The sequence below is a fragment of the Micromonospora echinospora genome, from assembly GCF_014203425.1.
In the GTDB taxonomy this organism is placed as follows: domain Bacteria; phylum Actinomycetota; class Actinomycetes; order Mycobacteriales; family Micromonosporaceae; genus Micromonospora; species Micromonospora echinospora_A.
The window spans coordinates 4,738,456-4,755,410 of record NZ_JACHJC010000001.1; the positions used below are offsets into that span (position 1 = coordinate 4,738,456).

Consider the following 16,955-nt stretch of genomic DNA (forward strand, 5'->3'; position numbering starts at 1 on the left):
TCCGGCCCGGCCGCCAGGATTAGCACTCCCCTCGCATGGGCAGACATTTGTCATCAGTCACGCGACCCAGGGAGCTGACGGCATGGCGAAGGGCGACATCGACACCTACCAGCAGGACGGGCAGTGGAAGAACCGCCCGGAGGGCAACGAGCGCGCGAGCAGCCGCCACGACACCAAGGCGGAGGCGGAGGCGGCCGGCCGGGAGATGGCGGTCGAGCGCGGCACCGAGCACGTCATCAAGAAGCAGGACGGCACCATCGGCGAGAAGAACACGTACCCCCGCGAGCGCGACCCACGGGACATCCCGGGCTGAGCCCGCACCGCAGGCACGTCACGGCGCCGGACCCGCAACGGGTCCGGCGCCGTAGCGCGTACCGGCGGGTAGTGAGTGGCTGGCTAAAAAGTTTTGTTCGGTTCCTACAACGGCTCCCGCTCAGGCTTCGGCCGTTACGACATGGCGCCGCCCGCGCACAGGCGGAAGGGTGAGGCAAGCCGGGGGCATCGCCGCGCCCGGCGCGCCACCGTGGGTCTACCGAAGGGGACGGTCACGTGTTCAGCCGTGTCGCCATCGTCAACCGTGGTGAGGCCGCGATGCGGCTCATCCACGCGGTCCGGGAACTGGCCGCGGAGACCGGCACCCGGATCGAGACCGTCGCGCTCTACACCGACGTCGACCGTACCGCCACCTTCGTCCGCGAGGCGGACGTCGCCTACGACCTGGGCCCCGCGTCCGCCCGCCCGTACCTCGATCTCAAGGCGCTGGAGCGCGCGCTGGTGGAGACCGGCGCGGACGCCGCCTGGGTGGGCTGGGGCTTCGTGGCCGAGGACCCCGCGTTCGCCGAGCTGTGCGAGAAGATCGGCGTGACGTTCGTCGGGCCCAGCCCGGACGCCATGCGCAAACTCGGCGACAAGATCGGCGCGAAGCTGATCGCCGAGGAGGTCGGCGTGCCGGTCGCGCCGTGGAGCCGCGGCGCGGTGGAGAGCCTGGAGGACGCGCTGCGCGCGGCGGCCTCGATCGGCTACCCGCTGATGCTCAAGGCGACGGCGGGTGGCGGCGGGCGCGGCATCCGGGTGATCCGCAGCGACGCCGAGCTGGCCGACGCCTACGAGCGCACCAGCCAGGAGGCGGCGCGGGCGTTCGGCAGCGGCGTGGTGTTCCTGGAGCGCCTGGTCACCGGCGCCCGGCACGTCGAGGTGCAGGTGATCGCCGACGGTCAGGGCACCGCCTGGGCGCTCGGGGTACGGGACTGCTCGGTCCAGCGGCGCAACCAGAAGGTGATCGAGGAGTCCGCGTCGCCGGTGCTCGCCCCGGAGCAGGCGGCGGAGCTGAAGACGTCGGCGGAGCGCCTGGCGGTGTCGGTCGGCTACCGGGGCGCGGCGACTGTCGAGTTCCTCTACCACCCGGGCGACCGGCTGTTCGCCTTCCTGGAAGTGAACACGCGCCTCCAGGTCGAGCACCCGATCACCGAGGCGACCACCGGGTTCGACCTGGTCAAGGCGCAGCTGCACGTGGCCGGTGGCGGCCGGCTCACCGGTGAGCCGCCGGTCGAGCGCGGGCACGCGATCGAGGCGCGGCTCAACGCCGAGGACCCGGACCGCGACTTCGCGCCCTCCCCCGGGCGGATCACCCGGCTGGACCTGCCCGCCGGGCCGGGTGTCCGGGTGGACACCGGGGTCAGCGAGGGCGACACCATCCCGGCCGACTTCGACTCCATGATCGCCAAGATCATCGCGTACGGCCGGGACCGGGACGAGGCGCTGGGGCGCCTGCGCCGGGCGATGGCGAACACCACAGTGGTCATCGCCGGCGGCGCCACGAACAAGAGCTTCGTGCTCGACCTGCTCGACCAGCCCGAGGTCATCGACGCCAGCGCGGACACCGGCTGGATCGACCGGGTACGCGGCGAGGGCCGGCTGATCACGCACCGGCACTCCGCCGTCGCGCTCGCCGCCGCCGCGATCGAGGCGTACGAGGAGGACGAGACCGCCGAACGGCAGCGGCTGCTGTCCACCGCTGCCGGTGGACGCCCGCAGGTGCAGCACCGCAGCGGCCGGCCGCTGGACCTGAAGCTGCGCGGCGTGACCTACCGGATGCGGGTGGCCCGGGTCGGCGCACACCGGTTCCGGGTCGGCGTCGAGGCCGCAGGCGACGTGCGCACCGCCGACGTCGAGCTGGACCGCTTCGACCGGCACACCGGCCAGATCGCCGTCAACGGCGCCCGGTTCCGCCTGCTCACCGACACCCACGGCCCGGTGCACCTGGTCGAGGTGGACGGCGTGACGCACCGGATCAGCCGCGACGAGGGCGGCGTGGTGCGCTCCCCCATGCCGGCGCTGGTGGTCGCCACGCCGCTTCAGGTCGGCGCGGAGGTCGAGGCCGGCGCGCCGGTGCTGGTGCTGGAGGCGATGAAGATGGAGACGGTGCTGCGCGCGCCGTTCCGGGCCCGCCTCAAGGAGTCGTCGGTGCAGGTCGGCACCCAGGTGGAGGCGGGCGCGCCGCTGCTGCGCCTGGAGCCGCTCGCGGAGTCCGGCGCCGAGGCGGCCGACGACCCGGCGGGTCCCGCCGTCGAGCTGGACCTGCCCGTGCCCCCGGCGGACGTGCCGGCGCGGTCCCGGGCCGAGCGCGGCCAGGAGGACCTGTGCGCGCTGCTGCTCGGCTACGACGTCGACCCGCACGACGAGCGCCGGGTGCTCGACGACTACCTGGACGCGCGGCGCTCCGCCACCGAGGCGGGACACCGGCCGCTGGCCGAGGAGCTGGAGCTGGTCGGCGTCTTCGCCGACCTGGCCGAGCTGAGCCGCAACCGCCCCGGCGACGACGGGCCGGCCGGGCACGTGCACAGCGCCCGCGAGTACTTCCACACCTACCTGCAGAGCCTCGACGTCGAGCGGGCCGGTTCCCCGGAGTCGTTCCAGGCCCGGCTGGCGAAGGCGCTCGCCCACTACGGCGTCACCGAGCTGGACCGCTCCCCCGAACTGGAGGCCGCGGTCTTCCGGATCTTCCTGGCCCAGCAGCGGGCCGCCGCGGACGCCACGGTGATCGCCGCGCTGCTGCGCTCGTGGCTGCGCGAGCCGCCGCCGGACGAGGCGCTGCGCGAGCCCGCCGGCCTCACCCTGGAGCGCCTCGTCGCGGCCACCCAGGTGCGCTTCCCGGTCGTCGCCGACCTGGCCCGGGGCGTGGTGTTCGCCTGGTTCGCCCAGCCGCTGCTGCGCCGCAACCGGGCCCGGGTCTACGCGCGGGTCCGCGCGAACCTGCGGCACCTCGACGCGCACCCGGACGCGCCGGACCGCGCCGAGCGGGTCGCCGAGATGGTACGCAGCACCGAGCCGCTGGTCCGGCTGCTCGGGCAGCGCCTGGTTCGCGACGACCTGGACAACGCGACGATGCTGGAGGTGCTGACCCGCCGGTACTACGGCAACAAGGCGCTCAACGAGGTCAGCACCCGTACCGCCGGTGGCTGCACGTTCGTGGTGGCCGGGCGGGACGGGTCGAGCGTCGTGTCCGCCGCGGTGCGGTTCGACGCGCTCGGCGACGCGCTGCGCGGGCTGGCCGAGGTGGCCGGGGACCGCGACGCCGTCGACGCGGACGTCTACCTGTCCTGGGAGAACCAGCCCGAGGACTTCGACGCCACCGCCGCCGCGCTGCTCGACGTGCTGAACGCGCACCCGCTGCCGGCGGGGGTACGCCGGATCACCACCACCGTCGCCGGGCGCGGCGGCGCGGTGATGCACCACCACTTCACGTTCCGTCCCGGCGAGGACGGGATGGCCGAGGAGCGCCTGATCCGCGGCCTGCACCCGTACATCGCGCAGCGGATGCAGCTGGAACGGCTGCGCGAGTTCGACCTGACCCGCCTGCCGTCGCTGGACGAGGAGGTCTACCTGTTCCAGGCGGTGGCCCGGCAGAACCCGTCCGACCAGCGGCTGGTCGCGTTCGCGCAGGTACGCGACCTGACCGGGCTGCGCGAGCAGGACGGCCGCCTGGTCTCGCTGCCGACCACCGAGGACACGGTGGCGGCCTGCATCGACTCGATCCGGCGGGCGCAGTCGCGGCGGCCGTCGAAGGCACGGTTCCCGACCAACCGGATCGTCATCTACGTGTGGCCGCCGAGCGAGCTGACCCGCGAGGAGATGGAGCTGATCGCCGGGCGGGTACGCCCCACCACTGTCGGCGCGGAGCTGGAGGAGATCCTGTTCATCGCGCGCCAGCGCGACCGCCGTACCGGCGAGCTGACCAAGGTCGGCGTGCGGATCACCTTCGACGTCACCGGGCGCGCCCGGCTCGACATGGGTGAGCCGCCGAGCGAGCCGGTCGAGCCGCTGGACGAGTACCGGCTGAAGGTGCTGCGGGCGGCCAGCCGCAACACCGTCTACCCGTACGAGCTGACCGGGCTGCTGGGCGAATTCGTCGAGCACGACCTGGACGCCGACCACCGGTTGGTGCCGGTGGACCGGCCGAAGGGCCGCAACAGCGCGGCCATCGTGGCCGGCGTGGTCACCACCCCGACGCCCCGGCACCCGCAGGGCGTGACCCGGGTGGTGCTGCTCGGGGACCCGACCAAGTCGCTGGGCGCGCTGTCCGAGCCGGAGTGCCGGCGGGTGATCGCCGCGCTGGACCTGGCGCAGCGGATGGGCGTGCCGCTGGAGTGGTACGCGCTGAGCGCCGGCGCCCGCATCTCGATGACCTCCGGCACCGAGAACATGGACTGGGTCGCCGCGGCGCTGAAGCGGATCGTCGAGTTCACCCAGGACGGCGGCGAGATCAACATCGTGGTCGCGGGCATCAACGTCGGCGCCCAGCCGTACTGGAACGCCGAGGCGACGATGCTCATGCACACCAAGGGCGTGCTGGTCATGACGCCCGACTCGGCAATGGTGCTCACCGGCAAGCAGTCGCTCGACTTCTCCGGCGGCGTGTCCGCCGAGGACAACTTCGGCATCGGCGGCTACGACCGGGTGATGGGCCCGAACGGGCAGGCGCAGTACTGGGCGCCGGACCTGCCGGGCGCGCGGGACGTGCTGATGGCGCACTACGACCACACGTACGTCGTGCCGGGCGAGCACGCGCCGCGCCGGGCGGTCACCATGGACCCGGTGGACCGGGACATCTGCGGCTACCCGCACGCGGTGGCCGGCAGCGACTTCGCAACGGTGGGCGAGATCTTCTCCGCCATCGCGAACCCGGACCGCAAGAAGCCGTTCGACATCCGTACCGTGATGCGGGCCCTCGCGGACCAGGACCACCCGGTGCTGGAGCGGTGGGCGGGCATGGCCGACGCGGAGACGGCTGTGGTGCAGGACGTGCACCTCGGCGGCATCCCGGTGTGCCTGCTCGGCATCGAGTCCCGGTCGGTGCCGCGGCACGGCTTCCCGCCCACCGACGGCCCGGACACCTACACCGCGGGCACGCTGTTCCCGCGCTCGTCGAAGAAGGCCGCGCGGGCGATCAACGCGGCCAGCGGCAACCGGCCGCTGGTCGTGCTGGCGAACCTGTCCGGCTTCGACGGCTCACCGGAGTCGATGCGCAAGCTGCAACTGGAGTACGGCGCGGAGATCGGCCGGGCGATCGTCAACTTCCAGGGCCCGATCGTGTTCTGCGTGATCTCGCGCTATCACGGCGGCGCGTTCGTGGTGTTCTCCAAGGCGCTCAACCCGGACATGACAGTGCTGGCGATCGAGGGGTCGTACGCCTCGGTGCTGGGCGGCGCGCCGGCCGCCGCCGTGGTGTTCGCCGGTGAGGTCGCCGCCCGCACCGCAGCCGATCCCCGGGTACGCGAGCTGGAGGGCCGGGTCGCGTCCGCCACCGGCACCGGGCGGGCCACGCTCAGCGCGGAGCTGGACGAGCTGCGCGCGTCGGTGCGGGCGGAGAAGCTGGGCGAGGTGGCCGCCGAGTTCGACCGGGTGCACAGCATCCAGCGGGCGGTCGAGGTCGGCTCGGTCGACGCGGTGGTCCGCGCCGCCGAGCTGCGACCCCGGGTCATCGAGGCGATCGAGGCGCACCTGCGCTGACACGTTTCACTGCGGGGCGGCGGGCGGGCCTTCGGGTCCGTCCGCCGTTTCGCGTGCGCCGGCGCTGCTGTCGGCGGGGCGAGACGCGTGTTTGATAACGGAAACCGTGTTCGCCCGATGCGGGTCAGGCGGCGCAGCGGTCGCAGGTGCCGAAGATTTCCAGCGTGTGCCCGACGTCGGTGAAGCCGTGCTGGGCGGCGACCTGATCGGCCCAGCGCTCCACGGCCGGCCCGGCCACCTCCACGGCCCGGCCGCAGCGGCGGCAGACCAGGTGGTGGTGATGGCGGCTCTGGCTGCACCGCCGGTACAGGTGCTCGCCGCCGGGCAGCCGCGCCGAGTCGATCTCGCCGTTCTCCACCAGCAGCTGCAACGTCCGGTAGACAGTTGTCAGGCCCACCTTCGCCTGCCGCTGCACGAGCATCTGGTGCAGCTGCTGCGCGCTGTGGAAGCCGTCCAGCTCCCGTAGCAGCGCCAGCACCTCGGCGCGCTGGCGGGTGTTGCGGGTCGCCCCGGTCGTCGCCTGGGTCACCGTCCGCCCTCCCTCGTCCGGGCGCCCTCTCCGGCCACGGCCGCGCCCGGCGCGCCACGTGACACCCGGAACCATTATGCCTTCCGCGCGCGCCCCGGTCCCGGCCGCCGTGATCCCGGACGGCGTGTGACACGACCTACTCCCCGGGCCGGAACTATCCGCTGTTCCGCCCCGACCAACGGTACGAACACCGGATCTTCGAGGGGACGACGTCATGCCCAGCACCACCAGCCGCCGGTTCCTGCGCCCGGCGGCCCTGATCGGCGCCGCCGTGCTGGCCGCGTCCGTCGCCGCCTGCGGCTCCGCCGACGCCACGCCCACGGCCACGCCGTCGGCGTCGGCGCCTGCCTCGGCCCCGGCGAGCGCGGCGGCGGGCGTGCTCACGATCCGCGACCCGTGGGTGAAGGCCGCCGACAAGGGCATGACCGCCGCCTTCGGCACGCTCGTCAACGACAGCGACACCGACGTCACGATCACCGGCGTGAGCACCGACGTCTCCCGGGCCGAGCTGCACGAGATGGCGATGAAGGACGGGAAGATGGTCATGCAGGCCAAGCAGGGCGGCGTCGTGGTCAAGGCCCGCTCCCAGGCCGCTCTGGAGCCCGGCGGCGACCACCTCATGCTGATGGACCTGACCCGGCCGGTGCGCCCCGGTGACCAGCTCGACATCACGCTCACCTTCGCCGACGGCCGCACCCAGACGTTCACCGCCGTGGCGAAGCCGTTCACCGGCGCCCAGGAGTCGTACGCGCCCGGACACGGCGCCACTGGAGCGTCATGACCGAGACCACCGCACCCGCCCGCCGGATGAGCCGGCGCGGCCTGCTCACCGGCGGCGCGGTCGCCGCCGGGGGCGCACTGGCAGGCGCCGGCGCGCTCGCCGCCGCCCGTTCCGGCGATCCCGGGGTACGCGCAGCCGAACCCGTTCCGGTGGCCCACGTCGGCAGCGCTGTCGAGCCGTTCCACGGCGCGCGCCAGTCGGGTGTCACCACCGAGCCGCAGGCACACGCCGCGTTCGTCGCGTTCACGCTGCGCCCGGGCACCGACCGGGCCGCGCTCGGGCGGATGCTGCGGCTGCTCTCCGACGACGCCGCCCGGCTCACCCAGGGCCGCCCGGCGCTCGCCGACACCGAACCGGAACTGGGCCTGCTCCCGGCCCGGCTGACGGTCACGTTCGGTTTCGGCCCCGGGCTCTACACCGCCGCCGGGCTCGACGACCGGCGGCCCGCGTCGGTGGCCGACCTGCCGGCGTTGCGCATCGACCGGTTGCAGCCGCGCTGGTCCGGCGGGGACCTGCTGCTGCAGATCTGCGCCGACGACCCGCTCACCGTCTCCCACGCCCAGCGGGTCCTGACCAAGGACGGCCGCCCGTTCGCCACCGTCCGCTGGGTGCAGCAGGGCTTCCGCCGGGCCGCCGGCGCCGAGCCGGGGCGCACCCAGCGCAACCTGTTCGGCCAGCTCGACGGCACCGCCAACCCGAAGCCCGGCGCACCCGCCGACACCGCCGTCTGGGTGACCGACGGACCGGACTGGCTGCGCGACTCCACCACCCTGGTGGTACGCCGGATCAGCATGAACCTGGAGACCTGGGACCTGCTGGGCCGCGCCGACCGGGAACTCGCGGTGGGCCGGCGCCTCGACACCGGCGCGCCGCTGACCGGCCAGGCGGAGCACGACGAGCCGGACTTCGCCGCGCTCGGGCCGGACGGGCTCACCGTGATCCCCGACTTCTCGCACCTGACCCGGGCCCGCGTCACCGACGACCGGCAGAAGATCCTGCGCCGGCCCTACAACTACGACGGCGCGCCGACCGCCGAGGGACACGCCGACAGCGGGCTCGTCTTCGCCGCGTACCAGGCCGACATCGCCCGTCAGTTCCTGCCCATCCAGCGGCGGCTGGCCGAACAGGACCTGCTCAACGAGTGGACCACCCCGATCGGCTCCGCCGTGTTCGCCGTACCGCCCGGCTGCCCCGAGGGCGGCTGGATCGGCCAGCAGCTGCTCGGCTGACCACGACGCTGACCACTACCAGGAAGGCGCGTCATGCGTACCCGTACCGTCTCCGCACTCCTCGCCGCACTGTTCACCGCGGCGCTGCTGCTGGTCCCGGCCACGCCCGCCGCGGCGCACAACTCGCTGCAGGAGGCCACACCGGCGCGCGACGCCCGGCTCACCACCGCGCCGACGCAGGTGACGCTGCGGTTCATGCAACGGCTCAACCCGGCCTTCACCACCATCACGCTGCGCGACGCCGCCGAGCGTCCGGTGCCCGCCGGCGCACCCGCCGTGGACGGCGCGACGGGCACGGTGACGATCGAGGAGCCGCTGGGCAACGGCACCTACACGGTCGCCTACCGGGTGGTCTCCCGCGACGGCCACCCGGTCCAGGGCTCGTACCGCTTCACTGTCGCCGACCCGGCCGCTCCCCCGGCGGCCGTCCCGTCACCGACCGCCGACGCTTCGGCGGGCGCTTCCGCTTCGGCTCCGGCGGACGCTTCGACAGGTGCGGACGCCTCTGCGGCGGGCGCCGACGCCTCGGCGGGCGCCGACGACGGCGGTCTGCCGGTGGGGCTCCTGGCCGGCGGAGCGGTCGCCGCGGTGGCAGCAGCCGCCGTGACCACGCTGCTGCTCCGACGTCGCCGCCCTTCCTGACCCGTCACCCGCTACGCGGGTCCGCCCGGAGATCTTGGTACGAAACGGCCCTCATAGGGGGCTGTCATGTCCCGGGACATGTGTCAACGGGAAGTCCCGATAGATGTGTCAGGGGTTGTGGGTCATGGGGGTGGGGGTGAGGGGGATGTAGTTCTTGTCGGGGTTGAGGTGGAGGTAGCCGATGGGTTGGCCGTCGGGGTGGTAGATGGTGACGTGGTTGTTGTCGCGGATGGCGGTGACGGTGGTGCCGGCGTGGGTGGTGCCGACGCTGGTGCGGTGTCCGGCGACGGCGATGGCGCCGTTGCTGGCCACGGGGCAGTGGTGCAGGGTGGCGTCGGTTTGCAGGGGTGTGCTGGTGGGTCCGCCGAGGGTGGGTGCGTGGGTCCAGGCGTGGGCGGGTGTGGTGCGGCGGGGTAGGGCGCTGTGGCGGCGTTGGGTGTTGTAGTAGCGGCGGTAGGTGTCCAGGAGTGCTTGCAGGGCGGTGAGGGTCTGCGGTGGGGGTTGGGTGCTCAGCCATTTCTTGAGGGTTTGGTGGTGGCGTTCGACCTTGCCGCAGGTTTGTGGGTGGTAGGGGCTGGAGTTGATCGGGCGGGCGCCGTGGTCGATCAGGGTCTGCACGAAGGTGGAGATTGATCCGGGTCGGGTCCGGCGGCTGGTGAACGCGATGCCGTTGTCGCTGAGCACGATGGCCGGCACGCCGTAGGCGGTGAACGCCTGTCTGATCGCGGTGATCGCGGCTCGGGCGGTCTCCGCGGCGGCGGCGTGGCAGGCGACCAGGGTGCGGGTGCAGTCGTCCAGGACGTCGAAGACGACGACAGTGCGGCCGTCGGCGAGTTTCACTTCGGTGGCGTCGATCTGATAGCAGTCGCGGGGCCGGGCATAGCTGAAACGCCGCCACGAACTACGCGGTCGTTTAGCCGGAGTAGCCACGAGCAGGTCATGTCGGGCCAGCACCCGGTTGACCGTCGAGCGTGACGGCACCGACCAGGACGCGTCGGTGCGCCGGCGCACATCGTCCAACGCGTCTCGGATGAAGTCCGCCCCGTTGTCCGGGCCGAGTTCAGCGCGCAGTTTGCAGATCCACGCGTCCACCTCCGGCGGCGTGACCCGCGGACTGCTACGCGGACGCCGGGATCGTTCCTGCCACTGACCCTCGGCCCGGATACGTGCGCGGTGCCGGTACACCGTGCGCACCGACACCCCGTGCTCACGCGCGAACTCGGCCGCGTTCACCCGAACCCCCGCCGCCAGCTGCGCGTCCAGCAGGTTCATCACATGCCGCCGAGAAGCCATGCCCGGCAGCACATACCACCCGACCCAAGATCCCTACCACGTGACACATGTATCGGGACTTCAACGCTGACAGATGTCATGGGACTGAACAGCATAGGGGCGCTTTCCTTCCAAGATCTCCGGGCTTGCTATAGAGCGGGAGCGGTCGCGCTTGGCGCGGGACGGGCGGGGACACGGCGCCGCAGGGCGGAACGCGGGTCCCGGCGAGGGCGGGTCGGGGCTGGGTTAGGCTGCCGGGAGCGCTGGTTCACCCGGTCGGCGACGGCCGGGTGTCGTAAGAGGGAACCCGGTGGAAGTCCGGGACTGCCCCGCAGCGGTGAGTGGGAACGACCGCCGTCAACAGCACTGGGCCACCGGCCTGGGAAGCGACGGCCAGTAGGCGACCTCGTGTCAGGCCCGCGAGTCCGAAGACCTGCCCGCGTCGCGCGTACCACCGGTGCGCGCTGCCGTCGACCTCGCGGGTGGGTCGGGCGGGTGACACGCCGGGCGCGAGCCGTCGGCGTGCCTCGACGTGCACACCCCGTCCGGTCGGCGGTCCGCTTCTGCGTAGGACGGAACCGCACGATGACCGACGCCATCACCCTGACCGGCCGACCACCGTCGGCCTCGCACCTGACCCTGTCGCAGATCATGGACCAGCACCACACCAACCTGATGGGTACGGTGCACGGCGGCCGGATCCTCAACCTGATCGACTCGGTCGCCGGGGTGGTCGCCGCCCGTCACTCCGACGGACCGGCCGTCACCGCCGCGATCGACGAGACGGCCTTCCTGCGCGCGGTCCGCGTCGGTGACGTGGTCCACGTGGACGCCCGGATCACCTGGGCCGGCCGCAGCTCGATGGAGGTGGCGGTGAAGGTCAGCGCGGACCGCTGGGACCGTGCGGTGCCACCGGTGGACGTGGCCACAGCGCACCTGGTGATGGTGGCGGTGGACGACGAGGGCCAGCCCCGGCCGGTGCCGCCGCTGCTGCCCGGCACCGACGGTGACCGGCGGCGCTACCGGGAGGCGCAGATCCGGCGCGAACACCGGCTGGCGCTGCGCCGGGCGCTGCTCGACGGCGTCGAGGAGGGCTGAGGCGTGCTCGGACTGTCGGCGGCCACGCTCGCGGGTTACCTGGCCGCGATCGTGGTGCTCATGCTCACCCCCGGCCCGGACATGATGTTCGTGCTGGCGAACGCCACCCGGTACGATGCGCGGGCCGGGGCTGTGGCGGCGCTCGGGGTCGCGGCCGGGGAGGCGGTGCACGTCGCCGCCGTGGTGGCCGGTCTCGCCACCGTGATCGCCGCGTCCCCGGTGCTGTTCACCGCGATCCGGTGGGCGGGTGCGGCGTACCTGATCGTGCTGGGCCTGCGGGCGCTGCGCGGCACGGGCCGGACCGGTCCAGCGGCCGGTGGGCCGGACGGCGGCGCCTCGCGGGCGTTCCGGCGCGGACTGCTCACGAACCTGCTCAACCCGAAGATGATCCTGTTCAGCGTGGCGTTCCTGCCGCAGTTCGTCCGGCCCGACGCGGGCCCGGTGGCGGCACAACTGATGCTGCTCGGCGCGCTGTTCGTCGCGGTACAGCTCACCGTGGACCTGGCTCTCGGCCTGGGCGCGGGGCGCTTCGCCCGCCGCTGGGGCGACAGCCGCTGGTCGCGGCGGGTCGACCGGCTCTGCGCTGTCGCCTTCGTCGCGCTCGGCGTCCGGCTGGCCGCCGGCTGAGACGCGCCGGAGCCGGAGGCGCGACGAGGCGGGTCAGGCGGCTTGATCGACTCCAGCACGCCGGGGTGGCGGCATCAGGAGGGCTCCGACCCCGCCACCTCGGCGAGCTGGTGAGGATCATGCTCCGACGCCCGGGGCGGGGTGGCCGGCCGCTCGCGGTCCAGGTGCAGACGCAGCAGCACCCAGCCCAGCGACACGCCGCCGATGAACAGGTAGGCGGGCTGCGTGCCGAACGTGTCCCAGCAGGTGTGCAGCATGACGGCGGCGGCAAAGGTGAGCAGGAACGCCGCCAGTCTCCGGCCGCCGGGCGCGGCGGCGAACGTGAACAACGCGGCGGCGGTCAGCCCGGTCCAGGCCAGGTGCGCGGCGGGCGCGGTGAGACCGCGTACCAGCAGCGTCCGCTCGACCGCGCCGAGGCTGCCCTGCGACCCGACGAACGCGGCGAACGCGTACCCCATCGTCTCCAGCGCGGCGAACCCGGCACCGGAGGCCACCCCGATCACCAGGCCCTGCGCCGGTGACCGGTGCCGCCGCCAGAGCAGCAGGATGCCGGCCGGCACGATCAGCTTCGCGGCCTCCTCGGCCAGGCCGACGAACGCCATCGGCAGGACTCCGAGCCGGTGCAGCGTGCCGTACTCCAGCCAGCCGGCGGCGACGACGCCGATCACTCCACCGAGGAACGCGGCGACGCCGACGACCGGGCCGGGCACCCGGCGGTGGCCGGGCCGCCCCTGGGCGAAGGCCAGGAACGTGGCCGGGGCGACTGACGCGCCGAGCACGATGAGCGTCGGAACGAACGTGACGGTCCCGGTGCCGGCCAGCGTCTCCAGCACCAGCAGGTGAAGCCCGACGCCGACGAGCAGGACCGCTATCCACGCCCAGCGGCGCCCGGCATTCCCCATGCCGCCGAGTATCGCGCCCGCCGGGTCGCGCCGGAATCGGGGGTGGGCACTGTGGACGGTGAGATCAATCCGACACGCCGACACGACATCTGGTGTTGCCAGACATCCCTCACCGCCATATATGGTGGTGCCGCAGCTGGTTCGGCCGAGCCCACCCGGGCAGGGCCGAGGCAAGAGGGAACCCGGTGCAAGTCCGGGACTGCCCCGCAGCGGTGAGTGGGAACGACCGCCGTCAACAGCACTGGGCCACCGGCCTGGGAAGCGACGGCCAGTAGGCGACCTCGTGTCGTGCCCGCGAGTCCGAAGACCTGCCAGCGCGCCGTGCGCCTCCGCGTACGGCGGTCGGAGGTCGCGCGGGACGACCGACGCCAGCAGCCGGGCCGGCCGTGCGCCGCGCCCGTTGGCGTCTCCCGCCGTCTCCAGACGGTGACAGCGAGGAGAGGTCATGACGGTCGTGCAGGAACGTCCCCCGTCCACCGCCGGCGGGTCCGAGCCCCGCCGGCTGGCGATGCGGGTACGCAAGCGGGACGGCGACACCGAGCCGGTGGACGTCAACAAGATCGTCCGGGCGGTCGAGCGCTGGGTCGCGGACCTGGACGAGGTGGACCCGCTGCGGGTGGCCACGAAGACGATCAGCGGCCTCTACGACGGGGCGAGCACCGCGGAGCTGGACCGGTTGTCGATCCAGACCGCGGCGGAGCTGATCGGCGAGGAGCCGCAGTACTCGAAGCTCGCGGCGCGGCTGCTGGCCGCGTACGTGGACAAGGAGGTACGCGGGCAGCAGGTGGCGAGCTTCAGTCAGTCGATCGCGTACGCGCACGGGCTGGGGCTGATCGGCGACGAGACCGCCGCGTTCGTCTCGCGCCACGCCCGCAAGCTCGACGACGCCGTGGACCCGGCCGGTGACCTCCGGTTCGAGTACTTCGGGCTGCGGACGGTGGCGGACCGCTATCTGCTGCGGCACCCGCAGTCGCGGCTGGTGGTGGAGACGCCGCAGTACTGGCTGCTGCGGGTGGCCTGCGGGCTGTCCCGCACCCCGGGCGAGGCGGTCGGCTTCTACCGGCTGATGTCCAGCCTGGCCTATCTGCCCAGCTCCCCCACGCTGTTCAACTCCGGCACCCGGCACACCCAGATGTCGTCCTGCTTCCTGGTCGACTCGCCGCGCGACGAGCTGGACTCGATCTACGAGCGGTACCACCAGGTGGCGAAGCTGTCGAAGTTCTCCGGCGGCATCGGCATCTCCTGGTCGCGGGTGCGCGGCCGGGGCGCGCTGATCCGGGGCACCAACGGGCGGTCCAACGGCATCGTGCCGTTCCTCAAGACGCTCGACGCCGGGGTGGCCGCGGTCAACCAGGGCGGCCGGCGCAAGGGCGCGGCCTGCGTCTACCTGGAGCCGTGGCACCCGGACGTGGAGGAGTTCCTGGAGCTGCGGGACAACACCGGCGAGGAGTCCCGCCGGACCCACAACCTCAACCTGGCCAACTGGATCCCGGACGAGTTCATGCGCCGGGTCGAGGCCGACGCCGAGTGGTCGCTGATCGACCCGTCGGACGCTCCGGAGCTGCCCGACCTGTACGGGGAGGCGTTCAACGCCGCGTACCGGGCGGCCGAGAAGAACGCGGTGCGCACGGTACGGGCCCGGGATCTGTACGGGCGGATGATGCGCACGCTGGCGCAGACCGGCAACGGCTGGATGACGTTCAAGGACGCCGCGAACCGGCTGTCCAACCAGACCGGTGAGCCGGGCAACGTCATCCACCTGTCCAACCTGTGCACGGAGATCCTGGAGGTCAACGACGACGCCGAGACAGCCGTGTGCAACCTCGGCTCGGTGAACCTCGGCGCCCACGTCACCGCCGACGGCGTGGACTGGGAGCGGCTGCGCGCGACGGTACGCACGGCAGTGGTCTTCCTCGACCGGGTGATCGACATCAACTACTACCCGGCCGAGCAGGCGGCGGCGTCCAACCCACGCTGGCGGCCGGTCGGGCTCGGGCTGATGGGCCTGCAGGACGCGTTCTTCACGCTGCGCCTGCCGTTCGACTCGCCGGAGGCGAAGGAGTTGTCCACCCGGGTGCAGGAGGAGATCCTGCTGACCGCGCTGGAGACCTCCGCCGGGCTGGCCGAGCGGTTCGGGCCGCATCCGGCGTACCCGCAGACCCGGGCCGCCAAGGGTGGCCTGCACCCGGACCTGTGGGGCGCGGAGCCGGCGCAGACCGGGCGGTGGGCGGCGCTGCGCGAGCGGATCGCCGGGCACGGGCTGCGCAACTCGCTGCTGGTGGCGATCGCGCCGACCGCCACCATCGCCTCCATCGCCGGCTGCTACGAGTGCGTCGAGCCGCAGGTGTCCAACCTGTTCAAGCGCGAGACCATGTCCGGGGAGTTCCTCCAGGTCAACACGTACCTGGTGCGGGAGCTGAAGGCGCGCGGGCTGTGGACGCCGCAGGTCCGCGACCGGATCAAGCGGGCCGAGGGCTCGGTGCAGGGCGTCACCGAGCTGCCCGCGCCGGTGCGGGAGCTGTTCCGCACCGCCTGGGAGCTGCCGCAGCGGGCGCTGATCGACCTGGCCGCCGCGCGGGCGCCGTTCGTCGACCAGTCCCAGTCGCTGAACCTGTTCCTGAGCGCGCCGACCATCGGCAAGCTCTCCTCGATGTACCTGTACGCCTGGAAGGCCGGGCTGAAGACCACGTACTACCTGCGATCCCGTCCCGCCACCCGCATCCAGCAGGCCACCGTCGCGCCGGTGCTCGCCCCGGTCTCCGGCGTGGTTTCCGCCGTGAGTGACGACGAGGCGCTGGCCTGTTCCCTGGAGAACCCCGAGAGCTGCGAGGCATGCCAGTGACCACCACCGCGCCGACCCGGCACATGCTGCTCGACCCCGGCATGGACCTGACCCTGCGGCCGATGCGCTACCCGCGCTTCTTCGACCGGTTCAAGGACGCCATCAAGAACACCTGGACGGTCGAGGAGGTGGACCTGCACTCGGACCTGGCCGACCTGGCGAAGCTGTCGGCGGCCGAACGGCACCTGGTGTCGCGGCTCGTGGCGTTCTTCGCCACCGGCGACACCATCGTCGCCAACAACCTGGTGCTCAACCTCTACCAGCACGTCAACTCCCCGGAGGGCCGGCTCTACCTGTCCCGGCAGCTGTTCGAGGAGGCGGTGCACGTCCAGTTCTACCTGAACCTGCTTGATACGTACGTGCCGGACGAGAAGGAGCGGTTCGCCGCGTTCGCGGCGGTGGAGAACATCCCGTCGATCGCCCGCAAGGCGGAGTTCTGCTTCAAGTGGATCGACTCGATCTTCGAGCTGCGGGAACTCCGGACCCGCGACGACCGGCGGGCGTTCCTGCTCAACCTGATCTGCTTCGCCGCCTGCATCGAGGGCCTGTTCTTCTACGGCGCGTTCGCCTACGTCTACTTCCTGCGGTCCCGGGGCCTGCTCAACGGGCTGGCCTCCGGCACCAACTGGGTGTTCCGGGACGAGTCGATGCACATGGCATTCGCGTTCGACGTGGTGGAGACCGTACGCGCCGAGGAGCCGGACCTGTTCGACGCCGAGATGGAGCGGCAGGTGAAGGAGATGCTGGCCGAGGCGGTGGAGTGTGAGGTGAGCTTCGCCGCGGACCTGCTGGGGCAGGGCGTGCCCGGGATGTCGCTCGCGGACATGCGCGAGTACCTCCAGCACGTGGCCGACCGCCGGCTGGCGGTGCTCGGCATCGCCCCGATGTACGGCAGCGCCAACCCGTTCGCGTTCATGGAGTTGCAGGACGTGCAGGAGCTGTCGAACTTCTTCGAGCGGCGGGTGTCGGCGTACCAGGTCGGGGTGACCGGTTCCGTCACGTTCGACGACGACTTCTGACCGCC

Annotated in this window: 12 protein-coding genes and 2 riboswitches; of the genes, 9 read left to right on the plus strand and 3 right to left on the minus strand. The window is 72.6% G+C overall.

What is annotated here, in order from left to right; translation table 11 throughout:
- The first annotated feature begins 82 nt into the window (after positions 1–82).
- The gene (locus FHU28_RS22050; protein ID WP_043323386.1) at positions 83–313 is read left to right on the plus strand and encodes a DUF2188 domain-containing protein; all 231 of its coding nucleotides are present in this window, start codon (positions 83–85) and stop codon (positions 311–313) included.
- A 236-nt stretch (positions 314–549) separates the two neighbouring features.
- Positions 550–6,009 carry an ATP-binding protein gene (locus FHU28_RS22055; protein WP_184686391.1) on the plus strand — a complete coding sequence of 1,820 codons (5,460 nt, stop codon included), beginning with the start codon at positions 550–552 and terminating at the stop codon, positions 6,007–6,009.
- A gap of 124 nt (positions 6,010–6,133) precedes the next feature.
- Here the strand turns inward: FHU28_RS22055 and FHU28_RS22060 are convergent, their stop codons facing one another.
- On the minus strand, positions 6,134–6,538 hold the full coding sequence (locus FHU28_RS22060) for a Fur family transcriptional regulator (protein ID WP_184686392.1): 405 nt from the start codon (positions 6,536–6,538) through the stop codon (positions 6,134–6,136).
- A 214-nt stretch (positions 6,539–6,752) separates the two neighbouring features.
- On the opposite strand from FHU28_RS22060, the gene FHU28_RS22065 reads away from it, so the two are divergent.
- The 3 genes from FHU28_RS22065 to FHU28_RS22075 are packed head-to-tail and all read left to right on the plus strand — an operon-like array spanning position 6,753 to position 9,190.
- Complete coding sequence (locus FHU28_RS22065; RefSeq protein WP_184686393.1) at positions 6,753–7,319, plus strand: copper chaperone PCu(A)C; 567 nt, start codon at positions 6,753–6,755, stop codon at positions 7,317–7,319.
- A gap of 26 nt (positions 7,320–7,345) precedes the next feature.
- Positions 7,346–8,548 (plus strand): Dyp-type peroxidase, encoded by a 1,203-nt coding sequence (locus tag FHU28_RS22070; RefSeq protein WP_376700877.1) that lies wholly within the window; start codon positions 7,346–7,348, stop codon positions 8,546–8,548.
- A gap of 33 nt (positions 8,549–8,581) precedes the next feature.
- Positions 8,582–9,190 carry a copper resistance CopC family protein gene (locus tag FHU28_RS22075; RefSeq protein ID WP_184686395.1) on the plus strand — a complete coding sequence of 203 codons (609 nt, stop codon included), beginning with the start codon at positions 8,582–8,584 and terminating at the stop codon, positions 9,188–9,190.
- 108 nt (positions 9,191–9,298) lie between these two features.
- On the opposite strand, the gene FHU28_RS22080 is transcribed toward FHU28_RS22075, so the two are convergent.
- Positions 9,299–10,483, minus strand: coding sequence for a DDE-type integrase/transposase/recombinase (locus tag FHU28_RS22080; RefSeq protein ID WP_184686396.1), 1,185 nt, complete (start codon positions 10,481–10,483; stop codon positions 9,299–9,301).
- 226 nt (positions 10,484–10,709) lie between these two features.
- A riboswitch (cobalamin riboswitch) is annotated at positions 10,710–10,917 on the plus strand.
- 130 nt (positions 10,918–11,047) lie between these two features.
- On the opposite strand from FHU28_RS22080, the gene FHU28_RS22085 reads away from it, so the two are divergent.
- Both FHU28_RS22085 and FHU28_RS22090 read left to right on the plus strand, forming a co-directional pair.
- A complete protein-coding gene (locus FHU28_RS22085; RefSeq protein WP_073828221.1) occupies positions 11,048–11,560 on the plus strand; it encodes an acyl-CoA thioesterase in 513 nt (170 codons plus the stop codon).
- A 3-nt stretch (positions 11,561–11,563) separates the two neighbouring features.
- A complete protein-coding gene (locus FHU28_RS22090) occupies positions 11,564–12,187 on the plus strand; it encodes a LysE family translocator (RefSeq protein WP_184686397.1) in 624 nt (207 codons plus the stop codon).
- Between the two features lie 74 nt (positions 12,188–12,261).
- On the opposite strand, the gene FHU28_RS22095 is transcribed toward FHU28_RS22090, so the two are convergent.
- Complete coding sequence (locus FHU28_RS22095) at positions 12,262–13,089, minus strand: PrsW family intramembrane metalloprotease (protein ID WP_184686398.1); 828 nt, start codon at positions 13,087–13,089, stop codon at positions 12,262–12,264.
- A gap of 119 nt (positions 13,090–13,208) precedes the next feature.
- A riboswitch (cobalamin riboswitch) is annotated at positions 13,209–13,419 on the plus strand.
- A gap of 115 nt (positions 13,420–13,534) precedes the next feature.
- Here FHU28_RS22095 and FHU28_RS22100 point away from each other — a divergent pair.
- Both FHU28_RS22100 and FHU28_RS22105 read left to right on the plus strand, forming a co-directional pair.
- Positions 13,535–15,931, plus strand: coding sequence for a ribonucleoside-diphosphate reductase subunit alpha (locus tag FHU28_RS22100; protein WP_184686399.1), 2,397 nt, complete (start codon positions 13,535–13,537; stop codon positions 15,929–15,931).
- Complete coding sequence (locus tag FHU28_RS22105) at positions 15,922–16,950, plus strand: ribonucleotide-diphosphate reductase subunit beta (RefSeq protein WP_184686400.1); 1,029 nt, start codon at positions 15,922–15,924, stop codon at positions 16,948–16,950. Before FHU28_RS22100 ends, FHU28_RS22105 begins: the two co-directional genes overlap by 10 nt.
- Positions 16,951–16,955: the final 5 nt, after the last annotated feature.